Source organism: Caballeronia pedi (assembly GCF_001544915.2).
In the GTDB taxonomy this organism is placed as follows: Bacteria; Pseudomonadota; Gammaproteobacteria; order Burkholderiales; family Burkholderiaceae; genus Caballeronia; species Caballeronia pedi.
This window is the reverse complement of the sequence record NZ_FCOE02000001.1, coordinates 128,234-146,613: the sequence shown is the minus strand read 5'-3', so window position 1 is coordinate 146,613 and position 18,380 is coordinate 128,234. Positions and strand designations below refer to the sequence as shown.

At 62.6% G+C, this 18,380-nt stretch carries 17 protein-coding genes; 7 read left to right on the top strand and 10 right to left on the bottom strand.

Translation table 11 applies throughout. The features are described 5' to 3' along the window. Positions 1-337 precede the first annotated feature (337 nt). From AWB80_RS00750 to AWB80_RS00740, 3 genes are all read right to left on the bottom strand, one after another. Complete coding sequence (locus AWB80_RS00750) at positions 338-988, bottom strand: response regulator (protein ID WP_061172733.1); 651 nt, start codon at positions 986-988, stop codon at positions 338-340. 109 nt (positions 989-1,097) lie between these two features. Continuing rightward, the gene (locus tag AWB80_RS00745; protein ID WP_244206349.1) at positions 1,098-1,892 is read right to left on the bottom strand and encodes a response regulator; all 795 of its coding nucleotides are present in this window, start codon (positions 1,890-1,892) and stop codon (positions 1,098-1,100) included. A 3-nt stretch (positions 1,893-1,895) separates the two neighbouring features. After that, the gene (locus AWB80_RS00740) at positions 1,896-2,525 is read right to left on the bottom strand and encodes a response regulator (RefSeq protein WP_279628629.1); all 630 of its coding nucleotides are present in this window, start codon (positions 2,523-2,525) and stop codon (positions 1,896-1,898) included. Between the two features lie 555 nt (positions 2,526-3,080). Here AWB80_RS00740 and AWB80_RS00735 point away from each other — a divergent pair. The 3 genes from AWB80_RS00735 to arsH all read left to right on the top strand — a co-directional run bounded on the left by AWB80_RS00735 (position 3,081) and on the right by arsH (position 5,319). Next, on the top strand, positions 3,081-3,422 hold the full coding sequence (locus AWB80_RS00735) for an ArsR/SmtB family transcription factor (protein ID WP_061172730.1): 342 nt from the start codon (positions 3,081-3,083) through the stop codon (positions 3,420-3,422). A gap of 97 nt (positions 3,423-3,519) precedes the next feature. Beyond that, the gene (gene arsB / locus AWB80_RS00730) at positions 3,520-4,581 is read left to right on the top strand and encodes an ACR3 family arsenite efflux transporter (protein ID WP_061173070.1); all 1,062 of its coding nucleotides are present in this window, start codon (positions 3,520-3,522) and stop codon (positions 4,579-4,581) included. A gap of 15 nt (positions 4,582-4,596) precedes the next feature. Then, complete coding sequence (gene arsH, locus AWB80_RS00725) at positions 4,597-5,319, top strand: arsenical resistance protein ArsH (protein ID WP_061172729.1); 723 nt, start codon at positions 4,597-4,599, stop codon at positions 5,317-5,319. An 81-nt stretch (positions 5,320-5,400) separates the two neighbouring features. Here the strand turns inward: arsH and AWB80_RS00720 are convergent, their stop codons facing one another. Beyond that, a complete protein-coding gene (locus AWB80_RS00720) occupies positions 5,401-5,943 on the bottom strand; it encodes a single-stranded DNA-binding protein (protein ID WP_061172728.1) in 543 nt (180 codons plus the stop codon). Between the two features lie 118 nt (positions 5,944-6,061). Continuing rightward, positions 6,062-7,264, bottom strand: coding sequence for an MFS transporter (locus AWB80_RS00715; protein WP_061172727.1), 1,203 nt, complete (start codon positions 7,262-7,264; stop codon positions 6,062-6,064). Between the two features lie 311 nt (positions 7,265-7,575). Here AWB80_RS00715 and uvrA point away from each other — a divergent pair, with 311 nt between their 5' ends. After that, positions 7,576-10,449, top strand: a complete 2,874-nt coding sequence (gene uvrA / locus AWB80_RS00710) for an excinuclease ABC subunit UvrA (RefSeq protein ID WP_061172726.1) — start codon at positions 7,576-7,578, stop codon at positions 10,447-10,449. Between the two features lie 91 nt (positions 10,450-10,540). Continuing rightward, positions 10,541-11,632, top strand: a complete 1,092-nt coding sequence (locus AWB80_RS00705) for an AI-2E family transporter (RefSeq protein WP_061172725.1) — start codon at positions 10,541-10,543, stop codon at positions 11,630-11,632. Positions 11,633-11,699: 67 nt separating this feature from the next. Here the strand turns inward: AWB80_RS00705 and purU are convergent, their stop codons facing one another. The 5 genes from purU to AWB80_RS00680 are packed head-to-tail and all read right to left on the bottom strand — an operon-like array spanning position 11,700 to position 16,694. After that, on the bottom strand, positions 11,700-12,569 hold the full coding sequence (purU, locus tag AWB80_RS00700; RefSeq protein ID WP_061172724.1) for a formyltetrahydrofolate deformylase: 870 nt from the start codon (positions 12,567-12,569) through the stop codon (positions 11,700-11,702). Between the two features lie 31 nt (positions 12,570-12,600). Then, complete coding sequence (locus AWB80_RS00695) at positions 12,601-13,446, bottom strand: NUDIX hydrolase (protein WP_061172723.1); 846 nt, start codon at positions 13,444-13,446, stop codon at positions 12,601-12,603. Positions 13,447-13,456: 10 nt separating this feature from the next. Beyond that, positions 13,457-14,071 (bottom strand): LysE family translocator, encoded by a 615-nt coding sequence (locus AWB80_RS00690; RefSeq protein WP_061172722.1) that lies wholly within the window; start codon positions 14,069-14,071, stop codon positions 13,457-13,459. 1 nt (position 14,072) lies between these two features. Continuing rightward, positions 14,073-14,639 (bottom strand): adenine phosphoribosyltransferase, encoded by a 567-nt coding sequence (locus tag AWB80_RS00685; RefSeq protein WP_061172721.1) that lies wholly within the window; start codon positions 14,637-14,639, stop codon positions 14,073-14,075. Between the two features lie 60 nt (positions 14,640-14,699). Continuing rightward, a complete protein-coding gene (locus AWB80_RS00680) occupies positions 14,700-16,694 on the bottom strand; it encodes a monovalent cation:proton antiporter family protein (RefSeq protein ID WP_061172720.1) in 1,995 nt (664 codons plus the stop codon). Between the two features lie 161 nt (positions 16,695-16,855). On the opposite strand from AWB80_RS00680, the gene kdsD reads away from it, so the two are divergent. Both kdsD and AWB80_RS00670 read left to right on the top strand, forming a co-directional pair. Next, positions 16,856-17,839, top strand: a complete 984-nt coding sequence (kdsD, locus tag AWB80_RS00675) for an arabinose 5-phosphate isomerase KdsD (protein ID WP_061172719.1) — start codon at positions 16,856-16,858, stop codon at positions 17,837-17,839. Further along, complete coding sequence (locus AWB80_RS00670; protein WP_061172718.1) at positions 17,839-18,378, top strand: KdsC family phosphatase; 540 nt, start codon at positions 17,839-17,841, stop codon at positions 18,376-18,378. The genes kdsD and AWB80_RS00670 overlap by 1 nt, the downstream gene beginning before the upstream one ends. Positions 18,379-18,380: the final 2 nt, after the last annotated feature.

Here is an 18,380-nt window from a genome sequence, read left to right as displayed (position 1 = left end):
GCCTCGGCGGTGACCGATGGAGCGCTGGCGTGCGTGCCGGATTTGGCGGCATGGCAATAAGGCGGGGCGATGAAGAAAAGTAGAAGAAGCCAACGCCCGAACAATGATCTCAATGCGAACCCCTCAGATGCGGGCCGACGCTTGCAACGAAAGTCGCATCGCCGGCTGAGCAAGGCCGCGAGGACACCGGTTCGTCACATGTGACTCGGCCGTCCGCGCGCTTCGTGCTTGCCTGTCGAATGCAAATGATTCGAGTCTGAACCGCAATAGATCAGAATCGAATCGGAACCGTCCCAATTTGCACAGAAAATAAGCACGATCGACGGTCGGGCCAGCGTCAGATCAAACCGATCTGCTGCAGATAAGCGACCAGTTCCCCTTCGCTTTCAAGGCCTAGCTTGCGCATGCCGCTTCGCTTTTGCGTAGCGATGGTCTTGCGGCTTCGCCCGAAATAATCGGCGATCTCATGCACCAGAAGGCCGCTGGCGTAGAGCTGAAAGACTTCCCATTCGCGCCGGCTCAGCACGCCTGCGCGCGCCGGCGATGTAACCGGCAGATGTCGCACCGCCGCTTCCACGCCTGGAGAAAGGAAGCGGCCACCGGCTTCGACCACGGATATCGCATCGCTGAGACATGCGAGACCGTCGCGCTTGTCGATTACGCCGTCCACGCCCATCTGGACGAGCCCCGCCAGCATTCGCGTCTGAGAAATCATCGTGAGCACGATGACTTTCGGTCTGCGCTCCTGCCACGACAGGCGCCGGAGGAATCCGATCGAACTGTTCTCGCCGTCGATGCCGCGCATGCCGATGTCCGAAAAGACGTAGTCGCACGGCGTGGTGTCGACTGCTTCTGCGAGTTCCAATGTGTCGCGCGCGGTGGCCACGACTCGCAATGCCCCATCACGCTCGAGGAGGCTTTGAATGCCTTTGACGACGACAGGATGGTCGTCGGCAACGATCGCCCGTAGCGGCGTTTTCTTTCTCATTTTTGTGCGTTTTGTTGAGATTGCCCGGCACGCATCGATCCTTAACGGACTGTGCGTCGTCTCCTCCGGTCTTTGGTCACGCGTCGTGCGCGCTTTGCGAACACCGCTTCTAGATCAAGCCGCTGTCCGCGATGAAACGATAGAGATCGGCGTCCGTCGACAGATCCAGTTTTCGCATGGCCGCGCATTTCTGCGCGCTGATCGTCTTCACGCTGCGCTCCAATTCTTTGGCGATCTCGGTGACGTTGGCGCCGCGCGCATAGCGCTCGATGACTTCGAGCTCGCGGCTCGTGAGCCTCTGGCGAATGAACCGCGCATGACTTTCGGCATCCGCGAGCGTCAGGCGGCGGCGAATGGCGGGACCGAGATACGTCTCGTTGGCGATGACCGAAACAATGGCCACATATATCAGATCGAGCCGATCTTCCTTGCTGAGGAACGCATGGGCTCCTGCTTCCAGCGCGTGTTTGACGATCGCCGCGTCGTCGCTGCGTGACAGAACGACAGTGCGAACCTCCGGATACTGTGCCGCCACGTGCTGGATCAGATCGATGCCATCGCCATGGCGTCCGCCCGGCATGAAGAAATCGATGATCGCCACGTCGCATTCGCCCCGTGCGAGCGACTCGTCGAGCTGAGTCGAATTCATGCTGCGACTCACCACTTCGACATTGGGAAAATTCCCAGCGAGGCGCTCGATTGCGAGGATGACGAGGGGATGATCATCCGCTATTGCGAGCCTTATCCGTTTAGCGTGCGAGAACACCTGGCTTCCGTTCCCGAATTCCATCGACTCAAACCCCTTCGCGTCACGCGAAATAAAATCCACATCCAAAAACGAAGCACAAGCATCGGATACCGAAACATTGAGATACATAAGATGCATCCGAAATAAAACAATCAAAAATCATCCCAGTCCGCGTGCGCGAACAAATGCGAACAATCCAGGATCGTTCCTGACCCCGAGCTTGTTCATCGCATCGCGCTTCTGTCGACTGATGGTGCGCACGTCTCGATCGAGCTCTTTCGCGATCTCCGTGATCGAATGTCCCTTGGCGAACAACCGGACGACTTCGATCTCTCTCGGCGAAAGACGCGGCTCGTCCGAGGAGAAGTCCGTCTCTGTGCCCGCCTCGGCGAGCGCCGCAACGAACGACGCACTCACGAACCGCCGCCCGACACTCGCATGCCGCACGGCCGTCGCCACGAGTTCGATCGGCTCGGCTTTGTTGACGAGGCTGATCGCGCCGGCGTTCAGAATGGAACGCAGGATGGCGACATTGCTTACGCTGGTCAGCACAACGATGCTGATGTTCGCAAAATCCTGTCGCACCTTGCGAATCAGCAGCAATCCGTCGTTGGCATCCACGCCCGGCTCGGGCATGGCGAAATCCGTCACCAGGATGTCGCAAGGCTTGATGGCGAGTTCGGACAACAACGTGCTCGCGTTATTTGCCTCGCCGACGACTTCCATTCCGTCGTCGCTGGCAAAGAGCGCTTTCATCCCGAGAAGAACGAAAGGATGATCGTCAGCCAATACGATTCGAAGCTTCAAGAGGCCCCCGGTTATTTTGTGGGTTTTTGGAATTTGCCTGCAGCAGCGAGCTCACCCGTGGGAATACCTCCCCGCCAGCAGACTCGACCACCCTTTCATTGAGTTGGCGTTTACTGAAGTGCGATAAACAACACGCCGAAAAAGCAGCCAAATTCAATGACATTAAGCAAACAAATGGTGGTTTTATTCTCTTGAATAATTGCTTCAAAAATAGGATGCGATTAATTCGCATACCATAGGAAAAATCCGATTAGGCTCCCACAAACTTTCGACTTCGAATCAGGTCGCACCCAGTCAAAGACACGATGGCGAGAGATTAATATGCGGCGGAGGAAAACGGGGTGGGCGCGGGTCATAATTCGGACGGCGCCTTGCCGCAATGAAAAAAATGGGCCTCGGGCTATAAAGGCCGGAGGCCCATCTTTCGATGTGCGCAAATTGTTGCGGGATGGTCAGAACGGTTCCAGCCACCACTGAGCGGGGCTCTCATTTCGATATTTATTGAAATATCGAAATGACTGCGCTATCGTGTCAGACATGGACTCGAATCTCGTTGTACGCGCGCTCGGCGCGCTCGGCGCGCTCGCTCATGAATCGCGGCTCGCGGTGTTTCGAACGCTCGTGGTTGCGGGCCCCGACGGCATGGCCGCTGGCGAGATCGCGCAGCAAGTCGGGCTCGCACCATCGAGCCTGTCGTTTCATCTCAAGGATCTCGCGCACGCTGAACTCGTCACCGCGCGCCAGGAAGGTCGCTTTGTTTTCTACTCGGCCAACTTCGAAGCCATGAACCGCCTGATTGGTTTTCTGACGGAAAACTGCTGCGCGGGCGCGCCATGCGACGCCAGTCATCCATCGGACTGCTGCGGAGACACAGCATGAAGCGCATTCATATCCAAGTGTCGGTTCAGGATCTCGACGGGAGCGCGCGCGTTTACAAGAGATGCGCGTGATGGCCAACAACCCGTCGAAAAATCCGATGAGCACCAAGGACACCATGCGCACTGACGCGACGCCGGCGATCGGCTTCTTCGAGCGATATCTGACGGTGTGGGTGGCCCTATGCATCGTCGCGGGCATCGGCCTGGGGCAGATCTTTCCGGGACTTTTTCGCGCGATCGGCAGCATGGAAGTGTCGCGAGTCAACCTGCCTGTCGGCGTGCTGATCTGGGTGATGATCATTCCGATGCTGGTCAAGATCGATTTCGCGGCACTCGCGCAGGTGGGTAGGCATTGGCGCGGCATCGGTGTGACCTTGCTCGTGAACTGGCTGGTCAAGCCGTTTTCGATGGCTTTGCTCGGATGGATTTTCGTGCGCCACGTGTTTGCCGCCTGGCTGCCTGCCGATCAACTCGACAGCTACGTCGCGGGGTTGATCCTGCTGGCGGCCGCGCCCTGCACCGCGATGGTCTTCGTGTGGTCGCAGTTGTGCCGGGGCGACCCGTATTTCACCCTGTCGCAGGTCGCGCTCAACGACACGATCATGGTCGTGGCGTTCGCACCGCTGGTGGCGCTGCTGCTCGGGCTGTCGTCGATCACGGTGCCGTGGGGTACGTTGATCGTTTCGGTTTGCCTGTACATCATCATTCCGGTGCTGCTTGCCCAATGGCTGCGCAAGCACCTGCTCGCTCGCGGCGAAGCCTACTTCAAGAACACGGTCGCCCGCCTGGCTCCGTGGTCGATCTCTGCACTGCTCGCGACGCTTGTGCTGCTGTTCGGCTTCCAGGGCGAAGCAATCGTCGGAGAACCGCTCATCATCGCGATGCTCGCGGTCCCGATCCTGATCCAGGTGTTTTTTAACTCGGGCCTTGCTTATCTGCTCAATCGCCGTCTCGCTGTCGCGCATTGTGTCGCGGGACCGTCGAGCCTGATCGGTGCGAGCAACTTCTTCGAGCTGGCCGTTGCCACAGCCATCAGTTTGTTCGGTTTTCATTCGGGTGCGGCACTCGCCACGGTCGTCGGCGTGCTGATCGAGGTGCCGGTCATGCTGCTGGTGGTGGGCGTCGTCAATCGCTCGCAACGCTGGTATGAAGCCGCCTGAACACTTTTCACCGACATGTTTCCAGATCTCCCGAACCTGAACGCTGCCCACACAGACATCCCCGACAACGAGAAACTGCATCCTCAATCGATCTCGACGCACGCACCGCGGATCCTGTTGTTATACGGCTCGCTGCGACCGACGTCGTACAGTCGTTTTCTCACGCTGGAAGCCGAACGTCTGCTGCAAACGTTCGGGGCCGAGACGCGTGTGTTCGATCCGTCCGGTCTGCCAATGGTCGACAGTGTGCCGCCCGATCACCCGAAGGTGGTCGAACTGCGCAAGCTCTCCGAATGGTCAGAAGGACAGGTTTGGTGCAGCCCCGAACGTCATGGCACGCTCGCAGCCGTGTTCAAGAACCAGATCGACTGGTTGCCGCTGGAGTCAGCCGGAATTCGACCGACGCAGGGTCGCACGCTCGCCGTCATGCAGGTGTGCGGCGGTTCGCAGTCGTTCAATGCGGTGAACGCGTTGCGCGTGCTCGGCCGCTGGATGCGCATGGTCGCCATCCCCAATCAATCGTCGGTGGCCAAGGCCTGGCAGGAGTTCGACGAGACCGGCCGGATGAAACCTTCGTCCTACTACGATCGCGTCGTCGATGTGATGGAAGAACTCGTGAAGTTCACGCTGCTGGTGCGTGACCGCTCGGATTACCTCACGAATCGCTATAGCGAACGCAAGGAAGCGCGGCCTGAGCAGGCAAGCTCGCTCGCGGCAATCGCGATGGAACACAAATGATGCTGGCGATTTTGCCCAGACAGATAAAGAAAAACCCCGCACGCAGGCGGGGTTGATCTTTACGCTTTCGGTTGCGAAACCTCAGAACGGAATATCGTCGTCCATGTCGTCGAAGCCGCCGCCCGCCGGCGCGCTCGGGCGGCTCGAACCGCCTCCCGCGCCACCAGCGCCGCCGCTCGGGCGTCCGCCCGCCGGCGCCCGGCCGCCGCCACCGCCGCCACCGCCACCCGAGCGCTCCATCGGTGCGCTGCGGCTGTAGCCGCCGTCATCGCCGCCACCGGCCGCGCCGCCGCGGCCCCCGAGCATCTGCATCTGATCGGCGACGATTTCGGTCGAGTAACGCTCCTGGCCCGACTGGTCGGTCCACTTGCGCGTACGGATGCGCCCTTCGATATACACCGACGAGCCCTTCTTCAAATACTCGTTGACGATCTCGGCGAGCCGGCCGAAGAACGCCACACGATGCCACTCCGTGAGTTCCTTGAATTCGCCGGAGCCTTTGTCCTTGTAGCGGTCCGTCGTCGCGAGACGGATATTGGCCACGGCGTCGCCGCTCGGGAGATAGCGGGTTTCCGGGTCGGCGCCCAGATTGCCCACGAGAATGACCTTGTTGACTGATGCCATGATTTCTCCGGTAGATTCCTTGCTAACTGTCAACCGTGCGATGCGATTGGCCGATCCCGTCTTCAGACGTGACTTCGGCTGCACCGCGCCGGTTTGATTCGATGGTTCAAAAATTCGCTCAGGCCGCGCGCTCGGTCCGGCGCGGCGGCGGCTTCATCCAGGCCGCGACCAGTAGCCACGCGAGCACCAGCCCCGAACAGGCGAAGAACACCGCGCTCGGCCCGTCGAGCTTGAGCAGCCAGCCGCCGATCACCCCGCCCATGGCAAGGCCGATCGACTGCGTCGTGTTGTACACGCCCGCTGCCGCGCCCTTTCTCGTGCCCGGTGCGAGTTTCGACACCAGCGAAGGCTGCGACGCTTCCAGCACGTTGAAGCCGAGAAAGTACACGAACAGAATGGCGGCCACTGACCACAGCGTATGGGGAGCGGCGCCCAATAACAACTGGCCGATCAGGATAAGCCCGATCGCACTCAGCATGACGCTCTTCATTTTTCCACGTTTCTCGGCGGCGATGATGGCCGGCACCATCATGACGAACGCGAGCGCCATCACGGGCAGGTAAATCTTCCAGTGCGACGCGACCGGCAGCCCGCCTTCCTCCAGAATGCGCGGCACGACGAGGAACAGCGCGGTCTGCGTGGCGTGCAGCACGAGCACGCCGAAGTTCAGACGCAACAACTCGACGTTATGCAGCACTTCGGCGAACGGCGCCTTGACGTGGACGGGATGCGCCGGCGGATCTGGCACGACCCAGAAAACCACGCCGACCGCGAGAATCGACAGCACGCCGATCACCGTGAAAAGCCCGCTCATACCGACCCAGTGAAACACGATCGGCGCGCCGACGATCGCCACCGCGAACGACACGCCGATGCTGCCGCCGACCATCGCCATTGCCTTGGTGCGGTTTTCCTCGTGCGTCAGGTCCGCGATGAACGCAATCACCGCCGATGACACCGCGCCCATGCCCTGAATCACGCGCCCCGCGATGATCCACGCCATCGAGTGCCCGACGGCTGCGACGAAACTGCCGAGCGCGAACACCAGCAGACCGAATGCGATGACCGGCTTGCGCCCGAACTTGTCGGATACCCAGCCGTAGAAGATATAGAGCATCGACTGCGTGACGCCGTACGCGCCGAGCGCGATGCCGACGAGCAGCACGTTGTCTCCGCCGGGGATGGTTTTCGCGTAGATGGAAAACACCGGCATGATCATGAAGAGCCCGAGCATGCGCAGGGCGAAGATCGCGGCGAGCGACACGGTCGCGCGCAGTTCCGGCGCGCTCAGACGTGTGGACGTGGCAGACGGATTGGACATCAGAAACGGGAAATGGATGAGAGTCGCGTCTGGCCTGGCCTGCGGTGCAGCCAGGCGCGGTCGCCTTGTTCTTGCTCGAAACGGCACTATATGGGACGCACGGCCTGGGCCCGCCGCGTGCCTCGCCAGCAAGCCCCCGCGCCGGCCGATCGCCGCGCATCCAGCCCTTCGGGCTCGGGCGCTGCGCCCTTTAAAAGTCGTTATAGTAGCAGGTTTGGCCCCCTCTCTTTCCGCCCGGCACAGGCAACATGGCCCGCCGGAGCGGATGAAAGCGCCGCTGAAAACACCAGAGAGAACCCCGGAACACACTCGTGGAAGAAATTCGCATTCGTGGGGCTCGCACCCACAATCTGAAGAACGTCAATCTCGACCTGCCGCGCCACAAGCTGATTGTGATCACGGGGCTGTCCGGGTCGGGCAAGTCGTCGCTCGCATTCGATACGCTGTACGCGGAAGGCCAACGCCGTTACGTCGAAAGTCTTTCGGCGTACGCGCGGCAATTCTTGCAGCTGATGGAAAAGCCGGACGTCGACCTGATCGAAGGTTTGTCGCCTGCCATTTCCATCGAGCAGAAAGCGACTTCGCACAATCCGCGCTCGACCGTCGGCACCGTCACCGAAATCCACGACTACCTGCGTCTCTTGTACGCGCGCGTCGGCACGCCGTATTGCCCGGATCACCTGATTCCGCTGGAGGCGCAAAGCGTCTCGCAAATGGTCGATGCCGCGCTCGCGCTGCCCGAGGAAACCAAGCTGATGATCCTCGCGCCCGTCGTCGCGGATCGCAAGGGCGAGCACGTCGAATTGTTCGAGGAAATGCAGGCGCAGGGTTTCATCCGTTTTCGCATCCGTTCGGGCGGCGGCACGGCGAACGAGGGCGTCGCGAAAATCTACGAAGTCGATTCGCTGCCCAAGCTCAAAAAGAACGACAAGCACACGATCGATGTCGTGATCGACCGCCTGAAAGTGCGGCCGGACATGAAGCAGCGTCTCGCGGAATCGTTCGAAACGGCGCTGCGTCTCGCCGACGGCCGCGCGATCGCGCTCGAAATGGACACCGAAAAGGAGAAGCTGTTCAGCTCGAAGTTCGCGTGCCCGATCTGCTCGTACTCGCTGCCGGAACTGGAGCCACGCCTCTTCTCGTTCAACAATCCGATGGGCGCGTGCCCCGAGTGCGACGGGCTCGGCCAGATCACCTTCTTCGATCCGAAGCGCGTGGTCGCGCATCCGTCGCTGTCGCTGGCGGCGGGCGCGGTGAAAGGCTGGGACCGGCGCAACCAGTTCTATTTCCAGATGCTGCAGAGCCTCGCGGCATTCTACGAATACGAGATCGACGCGCCGTTCGAGGATCTACCCGAGAAAGTGCGAAAGATCCTTCTGTACGGGTCCGGCAAGCAGGCGATTCCGTTCTCGTACATCAACGAGCGCGGACGCGCATCGGTGCGTGAGCATGCGTTCGAAGGGATCATCCCGAATCTGGAGCGGCGCTACCGCGAAACGGATTCGGCCGCCGTGCGCGAGGAACTCGCGAAATACCAGAACAATCAGCCCTGCCCAGCATGCGAAGGCACGCGTCTGCGGCGCGAGGCGCGTTTCGTGAAAGTCGGCGCGAACGACCAGGCGCGTGGCATCTACGAAATCAGCGGCTGGCCGCTGCGCGACGCGCTCGGCTACTTCCAGACGCTTCGGCTCGAAGGCGCGAAGGGCGAAATCGCCGACAAGGTGGTCAAGGAAATCGTTGCGCGGCTCTCGTTCCTCAACAACGTCGGGCTGGATTATCTGTCGCTGGAACGCAGCGCCGAAACGCTGTCCGGCGGCGAGGCGCAGCGCATCCGGCTGGCGTCGCAGATCGGCTCCGGGCTCACCGGCGTGATGTACGTGCTCGACGAGCCGTCCATCGGCCTGCATCAGCGCGACAACGACCGGCTCATCAATACACTCAAGCATCTGCGCGATATCGGCAATTCGGTGATCGTCGTCGAACATGACGAGGACATGATCCGCATGGCCGATTATGTCGTCGACATGGGGCCGGGCGCGGGCGTGCACGGCGGCGTGATCGTCGCCCAGGGCACGCCGGTTCAGGTGCAGAAAGACGCCAATTCGATCACCGGCCAGTATCTGTCCGGCAAGCGCACGATCGGCTACCCCGCCGAGCGCACCGCGCCGGACGAGCGCATGCTGCGCATCGCCGAGGCGCACGGCAACAATCTGAAGCGCGTGACGCTGGATCTGCCTGTCGGACTTTTGACCTGCGTGACGGGCGTGTCCGGCTCGGGCAAGTCCACACTTATCAACGACACCCTTCAGCACGCGGTCGCGCAGCACCTGTACGGCTCCTCGACGGAGCCGGCGCCATACGAATCGATCGAAGGTCTGGAGCACTTCGACAAGGTGATCGCCGTCGATCAATCTCCGATCGGCCGCACGCCGCGCTCGAATCCGGCCACCTACACCGGCCTGTTCACGCCGATCCGCGAGCTTTTCGCGGGCGTGCCGGCGGCGAAGGAACGGGGTTACGATCCCGGCCGCTTCTCGTTCAACGTCAAGGGCGGACGCTGCGAGGCGTGTCAGGGCGACGGCGTGCTGAAGGTGGAAATGCACTTTCTGCCCGATGTCTACGTGCCCTGCGACGTGTGCCACGGCAAGCGCTACAACCGCGAAACGCTGGAAATCCAGTACAAGGGCAAAAACATCAGCGAGGTGCTGGACCTGACGGTCGAGTCCGCGCACGAGTTCTTCAAGGTGGTGCCGGTGGTCGCGCGCAAGCTGAAAACGCTGCTCGACGTCGGTCTCGGCTACATCCGGCTCGGCCAGTCCGCGACCACGCTGTCGGGCGGCGAGGCCCAGCGCGTCAAGCTTTCGCTGGAACTGAGCAAGCGCGATACCGGTCGGACGCTGTACATTCTCGACGAGCCGACGACCGGTTTGCACTTCCACGACATCGCGCTTTTGCTCGAAGTGATCCATCGGCTGCGAGATCAGGGCAACACGGTCGTCATCATCGAGCATAATCTCGACGTAATCAAAACCGCCGACTGGGTGATCGATCTCGGTCCGGAAGGCGGCGCGGGTGGCGGGCAGATCATCGCGCAGGGGACGCCGGAGCAGGTCGCGAAATCGAAAGCGAGTTTCACCGGCAGATATCTGGCACCCTTGTTGCAACGAGCCAAATCAGCGGCCTGAGCGCAGGGGCGCCGCGCCAGACCGTGGAAATGCGCCGCGCGCGCCGCGGCACGAATAACCGTCGTACGCAGCAGGGGAAAGGAACGCAGTCATGGCGAAGCGTAACGAAGCGGCCAACGAGGAGGCACGGGTACGGGACCTGCCGACGCGCCACGTCAGGCTGACGAGCGACATGAGCTTGCCGAAGCTGTCGGCGGTGGAAATCGGCAGCTATATCCTCGCGCTGCTGGCGCTGTACCTCACGCTCAGGCTGCAACTGCTCGGCGGCATGCTCGCCGGCATGCTGGTGTTCCAGCTCACGCACATGATGGCGCCCGTGATCGAGCGTCACGTCGTGAGCAAGGGCGCGCGGCTCATCGCGGTCGGGCTGATCTCCGCGATCATCGTCGGCGGGTTGACGGGTGCGACGATCGCCACCATCGAACATTTCGAGCGCGATTTCCCCAGCCTGCAAAAACTGCTCGACCAGCTGATGAGCATCACGTCCAGCGCGCGTCTCAGCGTGCCGGACTGGATCGCGAATTATCTGCCCGTGGACACCGTGCAGATGAAGGACAAAGCCACCGAACTGATGCACAAGCACGCCGAAATGCTGCAGCAAGGCGGCAAGGAAATGGCGCGCGGCTTCGGGCATATCGTGATCGGCATGATCGTCGGAGCGATCATCGCGGTCAGCGCACCGCGCGCGATGCATCATCGGCTGCCGCTGTCCACGGCGCTCGTCGCACGCGTGTCGCGCTTCGCCGACGCCTTCCGCCGCATCGTGTTCGCGCAGATCAAGATTTCCGCGATCAACGCCGTTTTCACCGCGCTGTATCTGCTCGTCGCGCTGCCGCTCTTTCACGAGCGGTTGCCGCTTTCGAAAACGCTGGTGCTGATCACCTTCATCGTCGGGCTGTTGCCGGTGATCGGCAATCTGATTTCCAACACGATCATCGTCGGGATTTCGCTGTCGGTGTCGTTTGGCACCGCGGTTGCGTCGCTCGCGTTCCTGATCCTGATCCACAAGCTCGAATATTTCCTGAACGCGCGCATTATCGGCGGCCAGATCGAGGCGCGCGCGTGGGAACTGCTTCTCGCAATGCTCGCGATGGAAGCGGCGTTCGGTATTCCCGGCGTGATCGCCGCGCCGATTTTCTACGGATATATCAAGCGCGAGCTGATTTATCTGCGGCTCGTCTGAAGCGCCGCCCGCAAATGAAAACGCCCGCAATATTCTTGCGGGCGTTTTTGCGTCTGAAGCACGTTTTTTAACGGAACACGACAGTCTTGTGTCCGTTCAGCAGAATGCGATGCTCCGCGTGCCATTTCACCGCGCGCGCGAGCGTCACGCATTCGACATCGCGGCCGATCGCCGTCAGCTGATCCGGCGTCATGTTGTGATCGACGCGCTCCACTTCCTGTTCGATGATCGGGCCTTCGTCGAGATCGGACGTCACGTAGTGCGCGGTCGCGCCGATCAGCTTCACGCCGCGATCGAACGCCTGATAGTACGGCTTCGCGCCCTTGAAGCTCGGCAGGAACGAATGATGGATGTTGATCGCGCGGCCCGCGAGCTGCTCGCACATGTTCGCCGACAGGATCTGCATGTAGCGCGCGAGCACGACGAGATCGGTATCGTGCTGATCGACGATTTCCAGCACGCGCGCTTCCTGCGCGGCCTTCGCTTCGGGCGTCGACTTCAGGAGCGGCAGATGATGGAACGGAATGTCATAGCTCGCGGCGAGCTGATAGAAATCCTTGTGATTCGAGATGATCGCCGGAATCTCGATCTGCAACTGGCCGGTGCGATAACGGAACAGCAGATCGTTCAGGCAATGGCCGATCTTCGACACCATGATGACCACGCGCGGCTTCACCGACGCATCATGCAACTCCCAGCGCATGCCGAATTCATCGGCGAGATCGGTGAACGACTTGCGCAGCGATTCGAGGCCGGGATCGCCGCCGACTTCCTGAAAATGCACGCGCATGAAGAACTCGCCGGTGCGGCTGTCGCCGAACTGCGCCGAGTCGAGGATATTGGCGCCGAGGTTGAACAGGAAGCCGGACACGGCATGCACGATCCCCGGACGATCCGGGCACGACAACTTCAGATAGAAACTATGTTCGGTCGACATGACCTTTCCTCGTTCGTTTGATTCTTGATGTTCAGAGCGGCGGCGGATCGAACAGCGCGCCGAGGCCTTCGCACGCGTCCTCGTCTATCCACTGGTGGCGCAGCATGCAGTCGAGCGTCGCGAGACTGGCGTCGACGGTAAGCGCGCCCTCCTCGATCCAGCGCGCGACATCCTCGATGCGCGCGAGACCATGCTCGCCGACTTCGCCATCCTGATTGCGCGGCGCGAAATCGGGCGGCAGGCAGACGTCGTAGACGAAGATCTGCTCGGCCTGCGTGCCTTCGGGCACGGACTGCAGCACATGGAAGGTGCGTCCGCGCGCGGCGGCTTGCGCGAGTTCCGCGCTCATGCCCGCCTCTTCCCAGCATTCCTTCACGAGTGTGGGCATCAGCTCGAAGCCCCAGCCGATACCGCCCGCCACGATGTTGTCGAGCATGCCGGGGTCGGTCGCCTTGGTGTCGCTGCGGCGCGCGATCCACAACTGCGGCGCCTTATCCCGATATTTTACGATGCCGTTCAGATGCACCGCGTAAGTCATCGTGCCGAAGAAGCGCGATGCCGCACGCTCGATGAACGCGAGCGGCGGCGCATCGAAGTCATTGCGGATTGCGTAGGTTTCGTCGCGCCAGCCGGGGATCTGGCCTTCGGCGTAAAGCGCGCCGATGACCGCGCCGAGCGCGGCGCTGCGCGTGTTCACATCGGCGAGCGATGCGTGCAGGCGTACCGATGCCGCGTCGATCTCGAACACGTCCGGCCAGCGGCGCAGCGCGTCGACGTCGGTATGGCGAATCCAGCCGACGCGTTCAGCGCCGATGAAAAACGGCGCGTGTGCGGTAGCGTCGAAACGGCGCGCGGCGAGGATGGCGGGCAAAGTCATGCGCAAACCCTCAGTCGCGCAACGCGACGCGAATACCCAGCGCGATGAACGTCACGCCCGCGAGCCGGTCGAGCCACACGCCCAGGCGCGGACGGCGCTTCAGCCACGCGCCGATCATCCCCGCGCCGAGGCCGAACAGCGAAAACACGACGACCGTCTGCAACATGAACATGCCGCCCAGTTCGAACATTTGCAGCATCACGCTTTGCGCGCCGTGCGGATCGACGAACTGCGGCAGGAACACGATGAAGAACAGCGTGACTTTCGGATTCAGCATGTTGCCGATCACGCTCTGCCGGAACACCGTCGAAAGCGGCTGGCTCGGGCGCGCGTGCGCGGTCGCGAGGCCATGACTGCGCAATGCCTTGATGCCGATCCACACGAGATACGCCGCGCCCGCGAGCTTCACCGCCTGAAACGCCATGGGCGACGAACGCAGCAGCGCCGCGATGCCGAGCGCCGCGAGCGTCGTGTGGAAGATCACGCCGAACGCGAAGCCGAGCGCCGCGACCACGCCCGCGAGGCGCCCTTGCGAAATACCGCGCGCGAGCACCTGAAGATTGTCCGGACCGGGCGCGACGGTAATCGCGACCGATGCCGCCAGAAAGAGCAGGAAGTTGGGCATATCAGTGTCCGCCGAATTCGCACACGGTGTAGAGCGGTACGCCGTTGTCGCGCAGCAGCTTCGAGCCGCCGAGATCCGGCAGGTCGATGATCGCCGCCGCTTCAACCACGTTCGCGCCGAGCCGCTCGAGCAGAATCTTGCCCGCCATCATCGTGCCGCCGGTCGCGACCAGATCGTCGACGATCACCACGCGATCGCCCGGCTTGCACGCATCCTCGTGAATTTCCACGGTTGCGCTGCCGTATTCCAGGTCGTACGACTGCGAGAGCGTCTTGTAGGGCAGCTTGCCCTTCTTGCGGATCGGCACGAAACCGAGGCTCAGCTCGTACGCGAGGATCGGCCCGATGATGAAACCGCGCGCGTCCATGCCGGCGATCACATTGATGTTCTCGTCGATATAGCGCTGCACGAACAGGTCGATCAGCGTGCGCAGCGCGCGGCGATCCTGCAGGACGGGCGTGATGTCGCGAAACTGCACGCCGGGCTGCGGCCAGCCGTCGACGGTGCGCACGCGCTCCTTGATGAAACGCGCGGCGTCGAGCTGGGCGTTCGAAAGGGTAAGGGACATGACTTCTCCGGAGTCCGCGCCGTGAGGCCGCGCGTTCGCCTTGGTGACAAAAGAGGAAGACTACGCCGCCCGGCGATTGCGCGAGAGCCGTTCTTCGGCTTGCGCCAGCACTTCGGGTAGGCCGCGCAGCACGACGATATCGTTCGCGCGCAGCTTGGTGTCGGGGTCGGGTTCGACGCCCCGGATGCCGTGGCGCCGGATCGCGGTCACCTCGACACCCTCGCCGACGAGCCCGAGATCGTCGAGCGAATGCCCGACGGCTTCGGAATTCGCGTCGATCGGTACGGATTGTAGCCGCACCTGCTCGTGGCCATCGTCGTCGTCATCGTCGTCGGCGCCGCGGAAATAGCCGCGCAGGAGGCTGTAGCGCGCATCGCGCATTTCCTCGACGCGCCGCACGACGCGGCGCATCGGCACGCCCATCAGCACGAGCGTGTGCGACGCGAGCATCAGACTCCCTTCGACGATCTCCGGAATCACTTCCGTCGCGCCCGCGGCGGTGAGCTTTTCGAGATCGGCGTCGTCGACCGTGCGCACGATCACGGGCAAGGTCGGCGCAAGCTCGTGGATGTTGTGCAGCACGCGCATCGCGGAAGGCGTGTTCGCATAAGTGATCGCGATCGTCGCCGCGCGATGCAGGCCCGCCGCGAGCAGCGACTCACGCCGCCCGGCATCGCCGAACACGACCGATTCGCCGGCCGCCGCCGCCGCCGCGACGCGGTCCGGGTCCAGATCCAGCGCGACGTAGGAAATGCCTTCCTGCTCCAGCATGCGCGCCAGATTCTGCCCCGCGCGGCCGTAGCCGCAGATGATCACGTGGCCGCTCTGCTTCAGGCTCTGCGTCGCGATCTTCGTCATCTGCAAGGATTGCAGCATCCATTCCGTCGACGACAACCGCAGCACGATGCGGTCCGCGTTCTGGATGATGAACGGCGCGGCGAGCATCGAAAGGAGCATCGCGGAGAGAATCGCCTGCAGGATGATCGGGTCGACGAGATGCGAGTCCAGGATCAGGTTCAGCAGCACGAAGCCGAATTCGCCCGCCTGCGCGAGCCCGAGACCCGTGCGCATCGCGACGCCCGGCGACGCGCCGAAGACCCGCGCGAGACCGGTGATCATCACGGCCTTGAGCAGAATCGGCACGACGAAGAAGCCGAGCACCAGAAACGGATGCTCCCAGATCACGCGCGGATTGAGCAGCATGCCGGTCGTCACGAAGAAGAGACCGAGCAGCACGTCGCGAAACGGCTTGATATCCTCTTCCACCTGATGCCGGTACGGCGTCTCCGCGATCAGCATGCCCGCGATGAACGCGCCGAGCGCGAGCGACAGGCCGAACTTGTCGGTGATGAACGCCGCGCCCAGCGTGACGAGCAGCAGGTTCAGCATGAACAGCTCTTGCGAGCGCCGCCGCGCGACGATATCGAACCAGCGCGTCATGAACTTCTGGCCGACGAACAGGAGCACCGTCAACGCGACGACGATCTTCACCGCGGCGATGCCGAGCCACATCGCGAGCTGCGACGAATTGCCGTTACCGAACGCCGCGATGATGATGAGCAGCGGCACGACCGCCAGATCCTGAAACAGCAGCACGCCGAAGATGTTGCGGCCGTGCTCCGCTTCGAGTTCGAGCCGTTCCGCGAGCAGCTTGCTGACGATGGCCGTCGACGACATCGACATCGCGCCGCCGAGCGCGAAGCTCGCCTGCCATGTCATGTTGACCCAGAAATGCGCGATCCAGCCGAACAGGAGCGCGAGCGCGATGGTCGCCGCGACCTGGCTCGCGCCGAGTCCGAACACGATGCGCCGCATCGAGCGCAGCTTCGACAGCGAGAACTCCAGCCCGATGGAAAACATCAGGAACACAACGCCGAATTCGGCCAGATGCTGCGCGCGGTCCGAATCCGGCGCGATACCCGCTGCGTGCGGCCCCACGATGATGCCGACCGCCAGATAGCCGAGCATCGGCGGCAGATTGAAATAGCGGAATACGACGACGCCTGCCACGGAGCAGAGCAGCAGCAACAGCGTCATTTCGAGCGGAGATGTCATCCGTCTAGCGTCCTCGTTCGGCGGCGAGCCGAAGCGCTTTGTTGACGCGCTCCGGTATCTTGAAAAAGCCCCTGACGCCGGGGCCCGCGGGGGGCGGATAGGCGGCGGCGCGCCGGACGGCCTAAGGGGCGGCCCGGAATCGCCTTTGCTATACTCCGCGCATGATAGCGAAAATCAATGGCGACCGGGCGCTGGCGCTGGCTCGCGACGTAATCCAGATCGAAGCCGACGCCGTTCGCGGGCTTGCCGAACTTCTCGACGAAAACTTCACGAACGCGGTCGAAACGCTGCTCGGCTGTCGCGGCCGCGTGGTCGTTTCGGGCATCGGCAAGTCGGGCCATGTGGCGCGCAAGTTCGCCGCGACACTGGCCAGCACCGGCACGCCCGCGTTTTTCGTGCACCCGGCCGAAGCGAGCCACGGCGATCTCGGCATGGTCACCGCGGACGATATCTTCATCGCGCTGTCGAACTCGGGCGAAACCGAGGAGCTTGTCGCCATTCTGCCGCTCATCAAGCGGCTCGGGGCGAAGTTGATCGCAATCACCGGCCGTCCCGAATCCAGTCTCGCGCAATTGGCGGACATGCATCTGAACGCTCGTGTCGAAAAGGAAGCGTGCCCGCTGAATCTCGCGCCCACCGCCAGCACGACCGCCGCGATGGCGCTCGGCGACGCGCTCGCCGTCGCCGTGCTCGATGCGCGCGGCTTCGGTCCCGACGATTTCGCGCGCTCGCATCCAGGCGGCGCGCTCGGCCGGCGCCTGCTTACTTACGTGCGGGACGTGATGCGCGTGGGCGACGAAGTGCCGGTCGTCCTGCTCGACGCGACCGTCTCGGACGCGCTCTTCCAGATCACCGACAAGCGCATGGGCATGACCGCCGTGATCGACGAAAAGCGTCACGTGCACGGCATCTTCACCGACGGCGACCTGCGCCGCGTCCTGCAGCGCGACGGCGACTTCCGCGCGTTGAAGATCGCCGACGTCATGAGCCGTAATCCGCGCACGATCGCGCCGGACCATCTCGCGGTCGAAGCCGTGGAACTGATGGAGCGCTATCGCATCAATCAGATGCTGGTCGTGGACACCGATGCGACGCTGATCGGCGCACTGAACATGCACGACCTCTTCTCCAAGAAGGTAATCTGATGGCGCAGAAGCCTCCCACCGCCGCCGAACGCGCGAGCCGGCTCAAGCTGATGGTGTTCGACGTCGACGGCGTTTTCACCGACGGCAGCCTCTACTTCAGCGCCGACGGCGACACGATGAAATCGTTCAATTCGCTCGACGGCCACGGCGTGAAAATGCTGCAGTCGGTCGGCGTGCAGACGGCGATCATCACGGGTCGGCAATCCGGCATCGTCGCGGCGCGTGCGCGCGAACTGGGCATCACGCATCTTTATCAGGGTGTCGCGGATAAAACCGTCGCGCTCGCCGAGTTGCTCGACGCGACCGGCATCGCGGCCGACGAATGCGGCTACATGGGCGACGACTGGCCCGATCTCGCGGTAATGCGCCGTTGCGGCTTCGCGGCAGCGCCCGCGAACGCGCATCCCGAAGTGATCCAGCGCGTGCATTGGGTGGCGGAAGCGCGCGGCGGACACGGCGCGGTGCGCGAAGTCTGCGATGCGATCCTGCGCGCGCAGCATCGCTACGACGCGCTGCTCGCGGCGGCGCTCGGAGGCTGAGT

Coding starts and splice junctions, on each gene's coding strand:
- AWB80_RS00750 (WP_061172733.1), bottom strand. CDS start 988: ATGAGAAAGAAAACGCCGCTACGGGCGATCGTTGCCGACGACCATCCT.
- AWB80_RS00735 (WP_061172730.1), top strand. CDS start 3,081: ATGGACTCGAATCTCGTTGTACGCGCGCTCGGCGCGCTCGGCGCGCTC.
- arsB (WP_061173070.1), top strand. CDS start 3,520: ATGAGCACCAAGGACACCATGCGCACTGACGCGACGCCGGCGATCGGC.
- arsH (WP_061172729.1), top strand. CDS start 4,597: ATGTTTCCAGATCTCCCGAACCTGAACGCTGCCCACACAGACATCCCC.
- AWB80_RS00720 (WP_061172728.1), bottom strand. CDS start 5,943: ATGGCATCAGTCAACAAGGTCATTCTCGTGGGCAATCTGGGCGCCGAC.
- AWB80_RS00715 (WP_061172727.1), bottom strand. CDS start 7,264: ATGTCCAATCCGTCTGCCACGTCCACACGTCTGAGCGCGCCGGAACTG.
- AWB80_RS00705 (WP_061172725.1), top strand. CDS start 10,541: ATGGCGAAGCGTAACGAAGCGGCCAACGAGGAGGCACGGGTACGGGAC.
- purU (WP_061172724.1), bottom strand. CDS start 12,569: ATGTCGACCGAACATAGTTTCTATCTGAAGTTGTCGTGCCCGGATCGT.
- AWB80_RS00695 (WP_061172723.1), bottom strand. CDS start 13,446: ATGACTTTGCCCGCCATCCTCGCCGCGCGCCGTTTCGACGCTACCGCA.
- AWB80_RS00690 (WP_061172722.1), bottom strand. CDS start 14,071: ATGCCCAACTTCCTGCTCTTTCTGGCGGCATCGGTCGCGATTACCGTC.
- AWB80_RS00685 (WP_061172721.1), bottom strand. CDS start 14,639: ATGTCCCTTACCCTTTCGAACGCCCAGCTCGACGCCGCGCGTTTCATC.
- AWB80_RS00680 (WP_061172720.1), bottom strand. CDS start 16,694: ATGACATCTCCGCTCGAAATGACGCTGTTGCTGCTGCTCTGCTCCGTG.
- kdsD (WP_061172719.1), top strand. CDS start 16,856: ATGATAGCGAAAATCAATGGCGACCGGGCGCTGGCGCTGGCTCGCGAC.
- AWB80_RS00670 (WP_061172718.1), top strand. CDS start 17,839: ATGGCGCAGAAGCCTCCCACCGCCGCCGAACGCGCGAGCCGGCTCAAG.